We start from the raw sequence: 14,847 nt of genomic DNA on the forward strand, positions 1-14,847 counted from the left end.
GACCGTCAGCGGCGGCCGGTGTCGTCGTCCTCGTCGTCCTCGTCGCCCTCGGGCAGGTTGAAGAAGCTGTCGGCATCGGCGTAGTCGCCGTCCGGCTTGCGCTCCTCCTCGTCGCGGCGGGTAAGCGAGAAGTTCTCCAGCCCGGCGATCGAGGACGGCAGGCGCGGCTCGTCCGACATCGCCAGCGAGGTCTCGGTCGAGACCAGCTTGCGCCGCTCGTCGTCCGACATCACCTCGACCGATTTCTTCTTGGCCGCCTTCTGCACCTCGGCATCCAGCTCCGACTGGCGGCAGAGCCCGAGGGCCACCGGGTCGATCGGCTGGATGTTCTGCATGTTCCAGTGGGTCCGCTCGCGGATCGAGGTGATCGTGGGCTTGGTCGTGCCGACCAGCCGCGCGATCTGGGCGTCGGCCAGCTCCGGGTGGAACTTCACCAGCCACAGGATCGCCGCCGGCCGGTCCTGGCGCTTGCTGAGCGGCGTGTAGCGCGGCCCGCGGCGCTTCTCCTCGCCCTCGGCGGCGGGGTTGTGCTTGATCTTCAGCCGGTAGGCCGGGTCCTTCTGGCCCTTCTCGATCTCGCCGGGCTCGAGCTGGTTCGTGGCGACCGGGTCGAAGCCCTTCACGCCGATGGCCACATCGCCATCCGCGATGCCCTGCACCTCGAGCTCGTGCAGGCCGCAGAAATCGGCGATCTGCTTGAAGCTGAGGGTGGTGTTCTCGACCAGCCAGACTGCGGTCGCCTTGGCCATCAGCGGCTTCGCTTGGGTCATCATCATCTCCTTTCAGGGGCGCGCGCGGCATCCGCCGGGTGAAACCGGGGCGGCGCGCAGCCGATCCTCGCTTTCGGGGAATTGCCGGCCGATATAGGCGCTCGGCCCCGGCGAGGGAAGTCCTTTCGGCGCAAGTCTCGACCGCCCGACAGGACCGCGCTAGGGCTTGGGGATGAGAGTGATCGCCCTCGCGCTCGCCCTGTTCGCCGCCTCCCCGGCGGCGGCGCGGGATGATGTCGCAGGCGCGTTCGACTATTATGTGCTGGCGCTGAGCTGGTCGCCCAGTTGGTGCGCGACCGAGGGCGAGGCGGATGACGCGCAATGCCGCGAGCACCGGGATTTCATCGTCCACGGGCTCTGGCCGAACCGCGAGGACGGCTGGCCGGAATATTGCGCCACCCGCGCCCGCGACCCCTCGCGGCAGGAGACGGCAGCGATGGCGGACCTGATGGGGTCGGACAGCCTCGCCTGGCATCAGTGGAAGAAGCATGGCCGCTGCGCCGGGATGAAGCCGGAGGACTACTTCGCCACCCTGCGCGACGCCGCGGCGGCGGTGACGATCCCGCCCGAGTTCGAGGACCTCGCCCGCGACATACGCCTGCCCGTCGCCGTGGTTGAGGACGCCTTCATCGCAGCAAATCCCGGCCTCGCCCGCAACGGCATCACCGTGACCTGCGACGGCGGCCGCCTCGACGAGGTTCGCATCTGCCTCACGCCCGGCCTCTCCCTGCGCGACTGCGCGCCTGACGCCCGCCGCGATTGTCGCGCGGACGCGCTGATGATGGAGCGGGTGCGCTGAGCGAGATTTAATCTCCCGGTTGTGGAACAATCACCATTGCATGTGCCTTCCGCTGGAGGCTTCCGCTCAAGGTTGTTCGGCGGACGCCGTTAACCAGTGCGAGGCTCACCATGCATTTCCACCGACTACGCCTGACCCTTGTCTCGGTCGCGGGCGCCGCCGCGTTGACGACCGGCGCGGCGGCCGCCCAATCGCTCATCACGGCGGAGGTTTGCCAGCGGCCCGCGAACCTGCTGACCCCCGCGCAGATGCGCGCCGTCGCCGAGGGCGCCTGCAATCCGACGCAGATCGCAGGCCAGCCCGCCCGCAGCGCGGTGCCCGCGCCTGGGACGCCCGGCGCGCCGCCCGCGACGACGCCGGCGCCCACGACCCCCACCACGCCGGGCAGCGGCACGGGAACCACACCCGGAGGCGGCGCCACCGTGGGCGTCGGCCCCGGTGCGGGCGGCGGCAACACCGGCGGCGTCCGCCTTGGCGCCGGGCCGGGCGCGGGGTCCGGCAATAGCGGCGGCGTCAGCATCGGCGCCGGGCCGGGCGCGGGAGCCGGCAACAGCGGCGGCGTCAGTGCCGGGATCGGCGCCGATGCGGGGGCGGGCAACAGCGGCGGCATCAGCGCCGGTGCAGGGTCCGGCGCCGGGGTCGGCAACAGCGGCGGCGTCAATGTCGGCGTGGGTGACGGCGCGGCCTCCGGCGGCAGCGGCGGCGTCAATATCGGCGTCGGCCAGGACGCGGCGACCGGCAATACCGGCGGCATCAACGCCGATCTCGGCGGACCCGGCCGGGGCAGCGGCAATGACGGCGGCGTCAATGTCGGGATCGGCGGGTCGGGGGGACTTGGCGTCTCGCTCGACTCCGGCGGCCTCGACGTCTCGGCAGGCGGCGACCGCTGAGGCGCAGCCGCGGGGGCGGTGCAGCCGTTCCCGCGGTTCAGTCCAGCAGGTGCCTCAAATACCGTCCATACTCGTTCTTCGCGAATTTCGCCGCCCGGGCCTCGAGCGCCGCGGCGTCGATCCAGCCCTTGCTGTAGGCGACCTCCTCCGGGCAGCCGGTCTGCATGCCCTGCCGGTTCTCCAGCGTGCGCACGAAGTTCCCGGCATCCAGCAGGCTCGCATGGGTGCCGGTGTCGAGCCAGGCATAGCCGCGGCCCATCAGCTCCACCGTCAGCCGCTCGTCGGCCAGGTAGTCCTCGAGCAGCGACGTGATCTCCAGCTCGCCCCGGTCGGAGGGCTTCACCCGCGCGGCACGCTCGGGCGCGGTGCCGTCGAGGAAGTAGAGGCCGGTGACGGCATAGGGCGAGGGCGGCTTCGCAGGCTTCTCGATGATCTGGCGCACGCGGCCGCCGGCGTCGAAGCCGACCACCCCGTAACGCTCGGGGTCGGCGACGCGGTAGCCGAAGACGGTCCCGCCCTCGGCCCGTGCATCGGCCGAGGCCAGCAGCTCCGCGAGCCCGTGGCCGAAGAACAGGTTGTCGCCCAGCACCATCGCCGAGGGCGCGCCGGCGAGGAATTCGCCAGCCAGCAGATAGGCCTGCGCGAGGCCGTCCGGCGAGGGCTGGACGATCCACTCGAACGTCAGCCCCCACTGGCTGCCGTCGCCCAGCAGGCGGCGGAACTGGTCCTGGTCCTCGGGCGTGGTGATGATCGCGATCTCGCGGATGCCGGTCAGCATCAGGACCGAGATCGGGTAGTAGATCATGGGCTTGTCGTAGATCGGCAGAAGCTGTTTCGAGAGGCCCATGGTGATCGGATAGAGCCGCGTTCCCGAGCCCCCGGCGAGAATGATGCCCTTGCGCTGCGTCGTCATGCGTTCAGTTCCTTCAGCACGGCATCGAGGCCCGCCCGCCAGTCGGGACGGGAAATGCCGAAATCGCGTTCGATCGCCGAACAGTCGAGCCGCGAGTTGAGCGGCCGCCGGGCCGGGGTCGGGTAGTCGGCGGTCGGGATGTCCACGACCTCGGGGGTGAGGCCGCTTCGGGCGAAGATGGCGCGGGCGAAATCGGCCCAGCTCACGTCGGGCGTGCCGGCGAAATGGTAGAGGCCGCCCCTGCCCGGATCGGCCCGCATCTGCGCCGCCATCTCCAGGAGCGCCGCGGCGATGTCGGCGGCCGGGGTCGGGCCGCCGATCTGGTCGGCCACGATCGTCAGCCGCTCGCGCTCGGCCCCGAGACGCAGCATGGTCCTGACGAAATTGGCCCCATGCGCGCTGAAGACCCAGGAGGTCCGAATCACGGCCCACTGCCCTCCCTCGGCGGCGACCGCGCGCTCGCCCTCGAGCTTGGTCGCACCGTAGGTGCCGAGCGGGCCGGTGGCGTCGCCCTCGCGCCGGGGCTGGACGCCGGAGCCGTCGAAGACGTAGTCGGTCGAGACCGTCAGGAACGGGACGCCAAGCGCGGCGCAGGCCCCGGCCATCGCGGCCGGGGCCTGCGCGTTGACCGACCGCGCGGCGCCCGGTTCGGCCTCGGCCTTGTCCACGGCGGTCCATGCGGCGGCGTTGATGACGGCGGCAGGCCGTGCTTCCCGGATCACCGCGGCACAGGCCGCGGGGTCCGTCAGGTTGGCGTCCTCGCGGCCGAGAAAGCGCGCGTGGCCGCCGCGGCGCGCGAGTTCGCGGGCCACCTGTCCGGTGCGGCCGAAGACGAGCAGTTCTTCGATCATGCCGTCCCCAGCCTGCGGCCGACGCCCTCGCGCGCCAGCAGCGGCCGCCACCAGTCCTCGTTGCCAAGATACCAGTCCACCGTCCGCGCCAGCCCCTCCTCGACCGTGACCGAGGGCCGCCAACCCAGTTCGCCGCGGATGCGCGCCGGGTCGATGGCGTAACGGCGGTCGTGGCCGGGGCGGTCCGGGACGAGGGTGATGAGGCGGTCGTGCGGGGCGGCTTCGGGGCGGCGTTCGTCCATCAGCGCGCAGATCACCCGCACCAGATCGAGGTTCGTGGCCTCGTTCTCGCCGCCGATGTTGTAGCTGCGGCCCAGTTCCCCGCGCTCCAGCACCGTCAGCAGGGCGTCGGCGTGGTCCTCGACATAGAGCCAGTCGCGCACGTTGCCGCCATCGCCATAGACCGGGATCGCCTCGCCCGCGAGCGCCTTCAGGATCACCACCGGCACCAGCTTTTCGGGGAAATGATAGGGGCCGTAGTTGTTGGAGCAGTTCGACAGGACCACCGGCAGGCCGTAGGTCTCGTGCCAGGCGCGGACCAGATGATCCGACGCGGCCTTGCTGGCGGAATAGGGGGAGCGCGGGTCGTAGGGCGTCTCTTCGGTGAACTTGCCCTCGGGCCCGAGGCTGCCGAAGACCTCGTCGGTCGAGACGTGGTGGAAACGGAAGCCTTCGGGGCGGCCTTGCTGCGTCCACCAGGCGCGGGCAGCCTCCAGCAGCGCGTAGGTGCCGCGGATGTTGGTGTCGATGAAGGCGCCGGGGCCGTCGATCGAGCGGTCCACATGGCTCTCGGCCGCGAGATGCATGATCGCGTCGGGCCGGTGCGTGGCGAGGATGCGGTCGAGCGCGGCGCGGTCGCGGATATCGGCATGCTCGAAGGCGTAGAGGGGCGAGGCCGCGACCGGCGCCACATTCTCCAGATTCGCGGCATAGGTCAGTGAATCTAGGTTCACCACCGCATGCCCCCGCGCGACCGCGAGCCGCACCACGGCCGAGCCGATGAACCCGGCGCCGCCGGTGATGAGGATTTTCTTCATCTTTGGTTCCCGTCCCCTGCCCGTCCCTCATCCTGCCCCGGCCCGCGGTCCACGGACATCCGGCCGGGGTGCCGCGCCCCCCCTTCGTCCCGCGCGCCCGACATCGTCAACATACTGATTTCAAATGATTTGTTCATGAACAGGTGCTCGGACAGGACAAGTCGATCAACGCGGCGCCGGTTCTAGCATCGCCGGCTTACGGGGCGGTTAATCGATCACCTCTCGGTTGTCACCCCCGGCGCCCGCCCCCGGACCGGTAGGATTGTCGGCAAAGCCGGGCCGACAAACGCGGCGGAACATGGCCTCGTGAGGGCATCGGACCGCGGCACGCCCTCACCGGGAGGCCGCGACAGCATCACGAAGAGGACGTGTCATGGCCATCATGCGCCATGTGGGCACGCTGCCGGGTGACGGCAGCGGGGCGACGAGGAACATCACCGATATCGAGGTGGCGCGCACCGGCGCCGGCCTCGTGGCGGTCGGTGTCAGCGGCATCGACGGCGGCATCGCGACCTGGCGCACGGCGGATGCCGGGACGCTCGCCAGCGGTGCCGGCTACGCGCCCCATCCCGCCAGCCTCGGCCACATGGTCGAGCCCGGCGCAACCATCGTGCAGATCGGCAACGGCCTCGCGGCCTTCGGCTTCGGCATGCGACACGCCGCGACGCGCGGCATGGGATTCGACGACCGCGGCCAGGGCGTCGGCAGCGCGACGCTCACCGGCCTGCCCGGCGACATCGTCGCGGCCGCCTCTGCGCGGATCGGCGAGGCATCGGTCCTGCTGACGGCGCGGGCCGATGGCGCGGCGCTGCAGAGCTGGCGGATCGAGGCGAACGGCGTGGCGAAGCAGATCTCGGCCGGCGTGATGCCGCCCGGCGCCGCGGACGGCGCGCGCATCGCCGATATCGAGATCCTCGAAGCGGCCGGCCGGAGGTTCGCGCTTGCGGTCTCGACCAACGGCAATTTCGTGACCAGCCAGGAGATCGGCGCGGACGGCCCCCTCGGCGCGGTGAGCGCCATCGGCATGGGCGCCGATGCGCCGTTCTCGGCCCCGAGCGATGTCGAGGGCGTCACGGTGGCGGGGCAGGCCTTTGCCATCGTCGCCGCCGCGGGCAGCTCGTCTTTGACGGTGTTCCGCATCGGCGCCGATGGCGGGCTGGTGATGACCGACCATATCCTCGACGAGCGCACCACCCGCTTTGCGGGCGTGACCGAACTCGAGACGATCTCCGTCAACGGCCGCGCCTATGTCTTCGCCGCCGGGCGCGACGACGGCATCTCGATGTTCACGCTGATGCCGGACGGGCGGCTGCTGCATCTGCACAGCATCGAGGACACCGCAGGCATGACGCTGGCCCGCGTCAGCGCGCTCGCGGCGGCGCAGATCGGCGGCAGCCTCGCCCTCTTCGCGGCGTCCGGGACCGAGGCGGGGCTGACGCAGCTGAGGATCGACCTCGGCATCATCGGCGCGACCGGCTGGGCGAGCATGGGTGCTGCGACCGGCACCGGCGGCGACGACCAGCTGGTCGCGCGCGAGGGCACGCTGTCGATCGACGGCGGCGCGGGCGACGACATCCTCTCGGCCGGCGATCAAGGGGTGACGCTGACCGGCGGCGCCGGGGCGGATGTGTTCGTGCCGGGCGCGGTGGCCGGGACCATCGTCATCACGGATTTCGACCCGCGCCATGACCGGCTCGACCTGTCCTCGCTGGGGATGATCCGGTCGGCGAGGCAGATCTCGGTGCAGGGAACCGGCTCCGGGCTGATCCTGCGCTATGGCGCCACGACCGTGGACATCCGCAGCCATGACGGCAACCCGCTCTCGCAGGGGCTGATCACCGACCAGTTGTTCCCGGTCGCGCATTACGCCGCGCCGGGCGGGCAGATCACCCGCATCGGCACCTCCGGGGCCGAGCGGCTGGAGGCGCTGGCCGAGGCGCTGACCGCCTATGGCCTCGGCGGCAACGACACCCTGGTCGGCAGCTACCTCGCCGACCGCCTCTACGGCAACGAGGGCCGCGACCTGCTGATCGGCAACGACGGCGACGACAGCCTCTACGGCGGGGCGGACCACGACGATCTCGACGGCGGCGCGGGAAACGACGCGCTCCATGGCGGCGACGGCAACGACACGCTGGGCGGCGGCGCGGGCGACGACCACCTCGCGGGCGAGGCGGGCAACGACCACATCTCGGGCCATGCCGGCGAGGACTGGCTCTCGGGCGGTGAGGGCAGCGACCGCCTCTGGGGCGGCGACGGCCATGACACGCTGATGGGCGATGCGGGCAACGACACCCTCTGGGGTCAGGACGGTGACGATCTCATGTCCGGGGGGGCAGGAGACGACTCGCTCCTGGGCGGTTGGGGAGGGGACACCCTCTACGGCGACGCCGGACGGGACGAGCTGCGCGGCGATCAGGGCGATGATTTCCTTCATGGCGGCGATGGCGACGACGAACTCTGGGGCGGCGACGGCAACGACACGCTGTTCGGGACGGCCGGCAACGACACCCTGATGGGCGAGGCCGGCGACGACCGTCTGTTCGGCGGCCTCGGCGACGACCATCTCATCGGCCACGCCGGCGACGACGTGCTGGTGGGCGAGGCGGGCAATGACATCCTCATGGGCGCGGGGGGCAATGACCAGTTCTCCGGCGGCACCGGAAATGACACGATCTATGCCGGCGACGGAGACGATGCGGCCTTCGGCGGCGAGGGCAACGACGTGGTCTGGGGCGGCCCTAGCAACGACATCCTCTATGGCGAGGGCGGCGACGACTACATCGACGGCGGGCCGGGCAGGAACGTGCTCTGGGGCGGGGCCGGGCGCGACACCATCGTCGGCGGCGACGACGCCGACCGCATCCGCGGCGACGAGGGCGACGACCTGATCCTCGGCGGCGGCGGCGACGACTGGATCTTCGACCATGCCGGGAACAACGCCATCGGCGGCGGCGGTGGCAATGACACCATCACCGGCGGAACTGGCAATGACCGCATCTCGGGGGATGCCGGCGACGACGTCCTCGCGGGCGAGGGCGGGAACGACGAGATGTCAGGCGGCGACGGGAATGACACCCTTTCGGGCGGGGCGGGCAACGACGTGATGCATGGCGGCAACGGCAACGACCAGTTCTTTGCCGGGGATGGCGACGACCGTGTCTTCGGCGGACCCGGCGACGACATCGCCCATGGCGGCGCCGGCAACGACTTCCTGCAGGGGGATGGCGGCCGGAACGCGCTCTACGGCGGCGCGGGCCGGGACACGCTGGCGGGCGGCGACGAGGCCGACACGCTGCTCGGCGGCGAGGACGCCGATCTCATCGCCGGCAATGGCGGGGCCGACATCATCCAGGGCGGCTCGGGCAATGACACGCTCTATGGCGGGGCGGGCCGCGACAGCCTCTGGGGCGAGGACGGGGCGGACTTCATGATCGCCGGGCTGGACGACGACATCCTCTACGGCGGCGCCGGGAACGACACCCTCTGGGGCGATCCCGGCAACGACGTGCTCCATGGCGGCACCGGCGTCGACTACCTCGTCGGCGGCGCCGGGGCCGACCGCTTCGTCTTCGCCCGCGGCGACAGCGGCACCGGCAGCCAGAGCGACTGGATCCGCGATCTCGACCCGCTCGACACGATCGACCTGCGCGGCATGGGCCTCGGCTTCGCGGGCTCCGCCTTCACGGGCCAGGCCGGCCAGCTGATCCTGCACCGGGCTGCGGGGCTGCAATGGGCCGAGATCGACTTCGACGGCGACCGCCGCGCCGACATGGCGATCCGCATCAGCGGCCATGTGGCGGATGCGGGTGACTTCCTGCTCTGAGCCGGGCCTCAGCTCTCCAGCAGACGGCTGTGGTGGCGCCAGAGGAGCAGCAGGCCGAAGAACGCCACCACGATCGCCACCCCGAACACATAGAGGGGGGTGGCATAGCTCGCGTCATAGGCCGGATAGACCCCGGCCCGCGTCATGGCGACGCCGTGGATGATGGGGTTGTACCACAGCACCTTCTGGGCACTCGCCGGCATCATCCCATAGGTGAAGAAGATGCCCGAGATCAGAAACATCGGCCGGTTGAGGATCGACCAGGCCCGCTCCCAGACCGGAAACTCCATGAACAGGTAGCAGTTCAGCACCCCCACGGCGATGCCGATGGCGGCCATCATGGCAATGGCCATGGCCAACGCCGGGATGTTCCAGAGCGTGTCGAGCCCGAACAGCAGGTCGATCCCGCCCAGCACGATCACGAAGACCGTCGTCTGCGTCAGCAGGTTGAGGATCGCCCGCGCCAGGATCGCGTCCATGTAGGTCACGGAAGGGTATTGCAGGAACGGGCGCGAGAACTGGACCGAGCGCGCGACGGTGTTGCTGAGGTCGAGATAGAGCGAGAACGGCAGGAAGCCCGTGGCATAGAACAGCGCGAAGCTGGTGCCCACGGTGGGGTGCATGCCGGTGGCGCTGAACACCATCGACAGCAGCGCGATGGCGGCGACCGGCTCGGCGATCTCCCACAGGTAGCCGCCGGGCGAGCGCCCATAGCGGGTCGCGATCTCGCGCAGGATCAGCGCCACGATGGTCCGGCCCATGCGCATCCCCGGCCGCCGGGCGCGCGCCGCGGGGCGCTGCGGCGGCGGCAGGCCGGCGCCGGCGCGCGCGTTTTCGTGAGGGGAGGCAGGGGCGGTCACGGGTTCTGGTCTCTGGCCTTGCGCTGACGCCTTATGTAACAAGCGCCCGATGAGGTGAACAAGGAACGCGGTGTTGAGCAGTTCTCCGGTCCCCGAGCGCCCGGCCTCGCCCGCCGCGCCCGGCGGCGCGACACCCACGACGCCAACTCCGCCGCTACAGCCGCCGCTGCAGGCCGTGCAGCCGGCTTCGGCGCAGCCGCAGGGCGCGCGGCCGGGCCCCGCCCCGGCGCAGCCGCAGCCGCAGCCAGCAGCCGGCGCGCAGACCGGCGCCCAGCCGGTGGCTTCGCCCGCGGCGCAGCCGCAGGCGATCCCTGCGCCCCCTCCTCAGCCGCAAGCGCAACAGCAAGCGCATGCCGCCTCGGCGCAACCCCATGCGGCGGCGCGCCCGCAATTCGCGCAACCCCAGCCCGCCCAGCCTCAGCCGCACCGTCCCCCCGCTGCCACGGCGGTCGCGGTGCCGGCGCCCGCCCCGGCTGCCGTGCCCGCGCTGCAGCCCCGGCCCGTGACGCCGCTGCCGCAGCCCGGCGGCGCCCATGGCGGCCCGCCGCAGGCGCCTCCGCTGCCGCCGCCGGCCTCGGCCGCCCGGCCCCGGCGCCGCCACTGGATGCTGCTGGCGAGTTTCATCGTCCTCGTGCTGCTGCCGGTCGCCACCGCGGCCTGGTATCTCTGGACCCGCGCCGCGGACCAGTATGTCTCCAGCATGGCCTTCTCGGTCCGGCGCGAGGACCAGCGTTCGGGCGTGGACCTGCTCGGCGGCATCACCGCCTTCGCGACCTCGACCGCGGCCTCTGACGTCAACATCCTCGAGGACTACATCGGCAGCCCCGACATGGTGCAGGCGGTGATGGAGCGCGTCGACCTGCCCGCCGAGATGGCCCGGCACTGGCCCCGCGACTTCATCTATGCCTACGACCCGGACGGCACGATCGAGGATCTGGTGGACTACTGGAACCGGCAGGTCACGGTCATCAACGACGACAAGACCGGCATCATGACCGTCCGCGTCGCCGCCTTCTCGCCCGAGGATGCGCAGCTGATCGCGCAGACCGTCTTCGACGCCAGCAGCGCGACGGTGAACCGCCTCTCTGACCAGGCGCGCGAGGACGCGACACGCTACGCGCGCGAGGAGTTGGACAAGGCCGAGGCCCGCGTGCGCGAGCTTCAGGACCAGATGACGGCATTCCGCACCCGCACCCAGATCGTCGATCCGCAGGCCGAGTTCGCGTCGCGGCTCGAGGTCGTGGCGGCGTTGCAGGGGCAGCTGGCCGAGGCCCTGGTGGCGCAGGACCTGCTGCTCGAGAACGGCGCCCGGCCGCAGGACCCGCGCGTGGTGCAGGGCGAGATGCGGATCGGCGCGATCGAGAACCGCATCGAGGCCGAGCGCAACCGGATCAGCACCGCCGACGCACCCGGCGGCGCGAGCTACGCCACCATGGTGGCCGAGTTCGAGCGCCTGGCCGCCGACCGCACCTTCGCCGAGGAGGCCCTGGTAGCGACGCGCGCCGCCTACGATCTGGCGCTGGCCGAGGCGCGGCGCCAGACCCGCTATCTCGCCGCGCATATTGCCCCGAACCTGCCGCAGCAGTCGCTGCGCCCCGACCGGCCGCTGGTGCTGGCGATCTTCGCGGGCTTCGCGCTGCTGGCCTGGTCGATCCTGGCGCTCGTCTACTACAGCGTGCGAGACCGCGGCTGAGCCATGATCCGGCTCGAGCATGTGACCAAACGCTACCGCGCCCGCGGCGTGACCACGATCGTGGCCGACGACATCAGTGCGACCTTCCCGACCGGAGTCTCGGTCGGGCTGCTGGGGCGCAACGGCGCGGGCAAGTCGTCGCTGCTGCGGATGATCGCAGGGACCATGCGGCCGACCTCGGGACGGATCTGGTCGGACGGCACGCTCTCCTGGCCGGTGGGCTTCGCGGGCTCGTTCCACGGCGACCTGACCGGGGCGCAGAACGTCCGCTTCGTCGCCCGGATCTACGGCGTCGATACCGACGAGCTGGAGGCCTATGTCCGCGCCTTCGCCAATATCGGGCCGCATTTCGACCGGCCGTTCTTCACCTATTCCTCGGGCATGCGCTCGCGACTCGCCTTCGGCACCTCCATGGGGATCGACTTCGACACCTACCTCGTGGACGAGGTCACGAGCGTCGGCGACGGCGACTTCCGGCTGCGCTCCGAGCAGGTGTTCCTCGACCGGATGCGCGGGGCGGGGGCGGTGGTGGTCAGCCACTCGATGCCGATGATGCGCAACCTCTGCACCATGGGCGCGGTGCTGCATGACGCGCGGCTGACTTTCTTCGACGACATCGACGAGGCGATTGCCATGCATGAGGACCTGCTGGGCATCCCGCGCTCGCGCCGCATCCTGCCCGGCGCGGCCCCGCCGCAGCCGGGCGCGATGCCGCCGGTTCCTGCGGCGGCCCCGCCGGGCGGCGCGCGCTGATGGAGGCGCGATCATGGAGCTGACCACCCGCCTGACGCAGACACTCGGCCTCTGCCACCCGGTCATCTCGGCGCCGATGGCCTTCGCCGCCGGGGGCGCGCTCGCCGCGGCGGTCAGCCGGGCGGGCGGTCTCGGCCTGATCGGCGGCGGCTATGGCGACGAGGACTGGCTGGAGGAGCAGTTCCGCCTCGCCGAGGGCGAACGCGTCGGCGTCGGCTTCATCACCTGGTCGCTGCAGAAATCGCCCGCGCTGCTGACCGGTGTGCTGAAACACCGCCCGGCCGCGGTCATGCTGTCCTTCGGTGATCCGCGCCCCTTCGTGGACGAGATCCGCGCAGCCCGAGCGGTGCTGATCTGCCAGTGCCAGACCATCGACCATGTCCGGGACGCCCTCGACCTCGGCGCCGAGGTCGTCGTGGCGCAGGCGGCGGAAGCGGGCGGGCATGGCGCGCTACGCGGGGCATTGTCCTTCATCCCCGAGGCCGCCGACCTGATCCGCGAGCAGAGCGCCTGCGCCTGCCTCGTCGCCGCGGGCGGCATCGCCGATGGCCGCGGCCTTGCGGCGGCGTTGATGCTGGGAGCCGAGGGGGTGCTGGTCGGCACGCGCCTCTGGGCGTCGGCCGAGGCGCTCGTCCACCCCCGCCACCACGACGCGATCCTTGCGGCCGGAGGCGACGAGACGATCCGCACCTCCACGCCGGACATCGCCCGGCAGCTTCCGTGGCCGACGGGATTCTCGGCCCGCGTCCTGCAGAACACCTTCACCCGTCGCTGGCACGGGCGCGAGGACGAGCTGCGCCGGGCCGTGGCCGAGGAAGGCCCGCGCTACCGCGAGGCCGCCGCCGCGGGCGACCCGGAGGGGACCGCCGTCTGGTTTGGCGAGGCCGCGGGGCTGATCCGCGAGATCAGGCCCGCCGGGGAGATCGTCGAGGCGATGGCGGCCGAGGCGGCCCGGCTGCTCGGCCGGACCTGACCCTCACCCTTGCAATAGCGCCGTGATCTCGTCCCGGCGGCGCGCGACCTCATCGGCGTTGCCCTCGCCCTCCACGTTCAGCCGCACCACCGGCTCGGTGTTCGATCTCCGCAGGTTGAAGCGCCAGTTGCCGAAGTCGAGGCTGATGCCGTCCAGATCGTCCCTCGCCGAGCCCTCGCCCTCGTAACGGGCGATCACCCGCGCGATCGCGGCCTCGGGGTCGTCGAGGCGGAAGTTGACCTCGCCCGAGGACGGGTAGAGGCGCATCCGCTCGCTGAGCATCTCCGACAGGGTCCTGCCCTTGCGCGAGAGCAGTTCGACCACCAGCAGCCAGGGGATCATCCCCGAATCGGCGTAGTGGAAGTCGCGGAAATAGTGATGCGCGCTCATCTCGCCGCCGTAGATGGCGCCGGTCTCGCGCATCTTGCGCTTGAGGAAGGCGTGGCCGGTCTGGCTGACCACCGGCTCGCCCCCGGCTTCGCGGATCATGGCGACGGTGTTCATCACCACGCGCGGGTCGTGGACGATCTTCTCGCCGGGCGATTTCTCGAGGAAGGCGGCGGCGAGGAGGCCCACGATATACTCGCCCGGAATGAACCGCCCATCGCCGTCGAAGAAGAAGCAGCGGTCGAAATCCCCGTCCCAGGCGACGCCGAGATCGGCCCCGTGCGCGCGCACCGGGTCGGCGGTCATGTGGCGGTTTTCCTCCAGCAGCGGGTTCGGGATGCCGTTGGGGAAGGAGGAATCGACCTCGTGGTTGACGCGAATGAATTTGAGCGGCGCACCGCGGCGCTCAAGCTCGGCGGCCACGGCGTCAAAGGTCGGCCCGGCGGTGCCGTTCCCGGCGTTGACCACGATCCGCATCGGCTTGAGGACCGACACGTCGATGAAATCGACCACGGCCTTCGCATAGGCCTCGCGCGCGCCCTCCGCCGGGCGGATGGTGCCCACGCGCCCAGGTGCGGCGAAGCGGCCGGAGGCGGCGAGGGCGACCAGTGGCGGCAGGTCGGTCGCCGGGTCCAGGGGGGCCGAGCCGCGGCCGACCATCTTCATGCCGTTGTAATCTATGGGGTTGTGGCTCGCCGTCACCTCGATGCCGCCGTCGGCGTCGAAATGGGGCGTGGCGAAATAGACCTCCTCGGTGCCCGCAAGCCCGAGGTCCAGCACATCCGCGCCGCCTTCGGTCAGCCCCCGCATCAGCGCCGCCTGCAACGCCGGCGAGCTCTCGCGGCTGTCGCGGCCGACGACGACCAGGCGGGCCTGCCGCGCCTCGGCGAAGGCCCGGCCGATGCGGTAGGCCACGTCCTCGTCGAGGTTCTCGCCAAGCCGCCCCCGCACGTCATAGGCCTTGAAGCAGGTGATCTCGCGCGGGCCGAGGTCGAGCGGGGCGGGGTCGGTCATGATGGCCTCTGGGGCTTGGGAAAACCGCCGCACCCTGCACCACAGCCGCGGGCGATTTGCAACCGGCGGCGCAGTGCCGCT

Annotated in this window: 12 protein-coding genes; 6 read left to right on the forward strand and 6 right to left on the reverse strand. The window is 71.3% G+C overall.

The window, feature by feature from the left end:
- Positions 1-5 precede the first annotated feature (5 nt).
- Positions 6-770, reverse strand: coding sequence for a DUF1013 domain-containing protein (locus GI374_RS04205; RefSeq protein ID WP_154335762.1), 765 nt, complete (start codon positions 768-770; stop codon positions 6-8).
- 172 nt (positions 771-942) lie between these two features.
- On the opposite strand from GI374_RS04205, the gene GI374_RS04210 reads away from it, so the two are divergent.
- Both GI374_RS04210 and GI374_RS19620 read left to right on the forward strand, forming a co-directional pair.
- Positions 943-1,569, forward strand: coding sequence for a ribonuclease T2 (locus tag GI374_RS04210; RefSeq protein WP_154335763.1), 627 nt, complete (start codon positions 943-945; stop codon positions 1,567-1,569).
- Positions 1,570-1,679: 110 nt separating this feature from the next.
- On the forward strand, positions 1,680-2,459 hold the full coding sequence (locus tag GI374_RS19620) for a hypothetical protein (protein WP_154335764.1): 780 nt from the start codon (positions 1,680-1,682) through the stop codon (positions 2,457-2,459).
- Between the two features lie 37 nt (positions 2,460-2,496).
- On the opposite strand, the gene rfbA is transcribed toward GI374_RS19620, so the two are convergent.
- The 3 genes from rfbA to rfbB are packed head-to-tail and all read right to left on the reverse strand — an operon-like array spanning position 2,497 to position 5,260.
- Positions 2,497-3,372 carry a glucose-1-phosphate thymidylyltransferase RfbA gene (gene rfbA / locus GI374_RS04220; RefSeq protein WP_154335765.1) on the reverse strand — a complete coding sequence of 292 codons (876 nt, stop codon included), beginning with the start codon at positions 3,370-3,372 and terminating at the stop codon, positions 2,497-2,499.
- Positions 3,369-4,223, reverse strand: a complete 855-nt coding sequence (rfbD, locus tag GI374_RS04225) for a dTDP-4-dehydrorhamnose reductase (protein ID WP_154335766.1) — start codon at positions 4,221-4,223, stop codon at positions 3,369-3,371. The genes rfbA and rfbD overlap by 4 nt, the downstream gene beginning before the upstream one ends.
- Positions 4,220-5,260 carry a dTDP-glucose 4,6-dehydratase gene (rfbB, locus tag GI374_RS04230; protein WP_154335767.1) on the reverse strand — a complete coding sequence of 347 codons (1,041 nt, stop codon included), beginning with the start codon at positions 5,258-5,260 and terminating at the stop codon, positions 4,220-4,222. The genes rfbD and rfbB overlap by 4 nt, the downstream gene beginning before the upstream one ends.
- 373 nt (positions 5,261-5,633) lie before the next feature.
- Here rfbB and GI374_RS04235 point away from each other — a divergent pair, with 373 nt between their 5' ends.
- Entirely contained in the window at positions 5,634-9,086 is a 3,453-nt protein-coding gene (locus tag GI374_RS04235) for a calcium-binding protein (protein ID WP_154335768.1), read from the forward strand.
- An 8-nt stretch (positions 9,087-9,094) separates the two neighbouring features.
- Here the strand turns inward: GI374_RS04235 and GI374_RS04240 are convergent, their stop codons facing one another.
- A complete protein-coding gene (locus GI374_RS04240) occupies positions 9,095-9,847 on the reverse strand; it encodes an ABC transporter permease (protein WP_154335769.1) in 753 nt (250 codons plus the stop codon).
- Between the two features lie 553 nt (positions 9,848-10,400).
- On the opposite strand from GI374_RS04240, the gene GI374_RS04245 reads away from it, so the two are divergent.
- Genes GI374_RS04245 through GI374_RS04255 form a run of 3 tightly spaced genes read left to right on the forward strand, consistent with a single transcriptional unit; the run spans position 10,401 to position 13,365 of the window.
- A complete protein-coding gene (locus GI374_RS04245; protein WP_154335770.1) occupies positions 10,401-11,639 on the forward strand; it encodes a capsule biosynthesis protein in 1,239 nt (412 codons plus the stop codon).
- A 3-nt stretch (positions 11,640-11,642) separates the two neighbouring features.
- Positions 11,643-12,392 carry an ABC transporter ATP-binding protein gene (locus GI374_RS04250; RefSeq protein ID WP_154335771.1) on the forward strand — a complete coding sequence of 250 codons (750 nt, stop codon included), beginning with the start codon at positions 11,643-11,645 and terminating at the stop codon, positions 12,390-12,392.
- Between the two features lie 13 nt (positions 12,393-12,405).
- Positions 12,406-13,365, forward strand: coding sequence for a nitronate monooxygenase family protein (locus tag GI374_RS04255; RefSeq protein ID WP_154335772.1), 960 nt, complete (start codon positions 12,406-12,408; stop codon positions 13,363-13,365).
- A gap of 3 nt (positions 13,366-13,368) precedes the next feature.
- On the opposite strand, the gene GI374_RS04260 is transcribed toward GI374_RS04255, so the two are convergent.
- A complete protein-coding gene (locus GI374_RS04260) occupies positions 13,369-14,766 on the reverse strand; it encodes a phosphomannomutase (RefSeq protein WP_154335773.1) in 1,398 nt (465 codons plus the stop codon).
- Positions 14,767-14,847 lie beyond the last annotated feature (81 nt).

The organism is Paracoccus sp. S-4012 (assembly GCF_009674885.1).
In the GTDB taxonomy this organism is placed as follows: domain Bacteria; phylum Pseudomonadota; class Alphaproteobacteria; order Rhodobacterales; family Rhodobacteraceae; genus Paracoccus.

What these genes read in the sequence shown, in the direction of transcription:
- GI374_RS04205 (WP_154335762.1), bottom strand. Translation starts at nt 770, where the DNA reads ATGACCCAAGCGAAGCCGCTGATGGCCAAGGCGACCGCAGTCTGGCTG.
- GI374_RS04210 (WP_154335763.1), top strand. Translation starts at nt 943, where the DNA reads ATGAGAGTGATCGCCCTCGCGCTCGCCCTGTTCGCCGCCTCCCCGGCG.
- GI374_RS19620 (WP_154335764.1), top strand. Translation starts at nt 1,680, where the DNA reads ATGCATTTCCACCGACTACGCCTGACCCTTGTCTCGGTCGCGGGCGCC.
- rfbA (WP_154335765.1), bottom strand. Translation starts at nt 3,372, where the DNA reads ATGACGACGCAGCGCAAGGGCATCATTCTCGCCGGGGGCTCGGGAACG.
- rfbD (WP_154335766.1), bottom strand. Translation starts at nt 4,223, where the DNA reads ATGATCGAAGAACTGCTCGTCTTCGGCCGCACCGGACAGGTGGCCCGC.
- rfbB (WP_154335767.1), bottom strand. Translation starts at nt 5,260, where the DNA reads ATGAAGAAAATCCTCATCACCGGCGGCGCCGGGTTCATCGGCTCGGCC.
- GI374_RS04235 (WP_154335768.1), top strand. Translation starts at nt 5,634, where the DNA reads ATGGCCATCATGCGCCATGTGGGCACGCTGCCGGGTGACGGCAGCGGG.
- GI374_RS04240 (WP_154335769.1), bottom strand. Translation starts at nt 9,847, where the DNA reads ATGGGCCGGACCATCGTGGCGCTGATCCTGCGCGAGATCGCGACCCGC.
- GI374_RS04250 (WP_154335771.1), top strand. Translation starts at nt 11,643, where the DNA reads ATGATCCGGCTCGAGCATGTGACCAAACGCTACCGCGCCCGCGGCGTG.
- GI374_RS04255 (WP_154335772.1), top strand. Translation starts at nt 12,406, where the DNA reads ATGGAGCTGACCACCCGCCTGACGCAGACACTCGGCCTCTGCCACCCG.
- GI374_RS04260 (WP_154335773.1), bottom strand. Translation starts at nt 14,766, where the DNA reads ATGACCGACCCCGCCCCGCTCGACCTCGGCCCGCGCGAGATCACCTGC.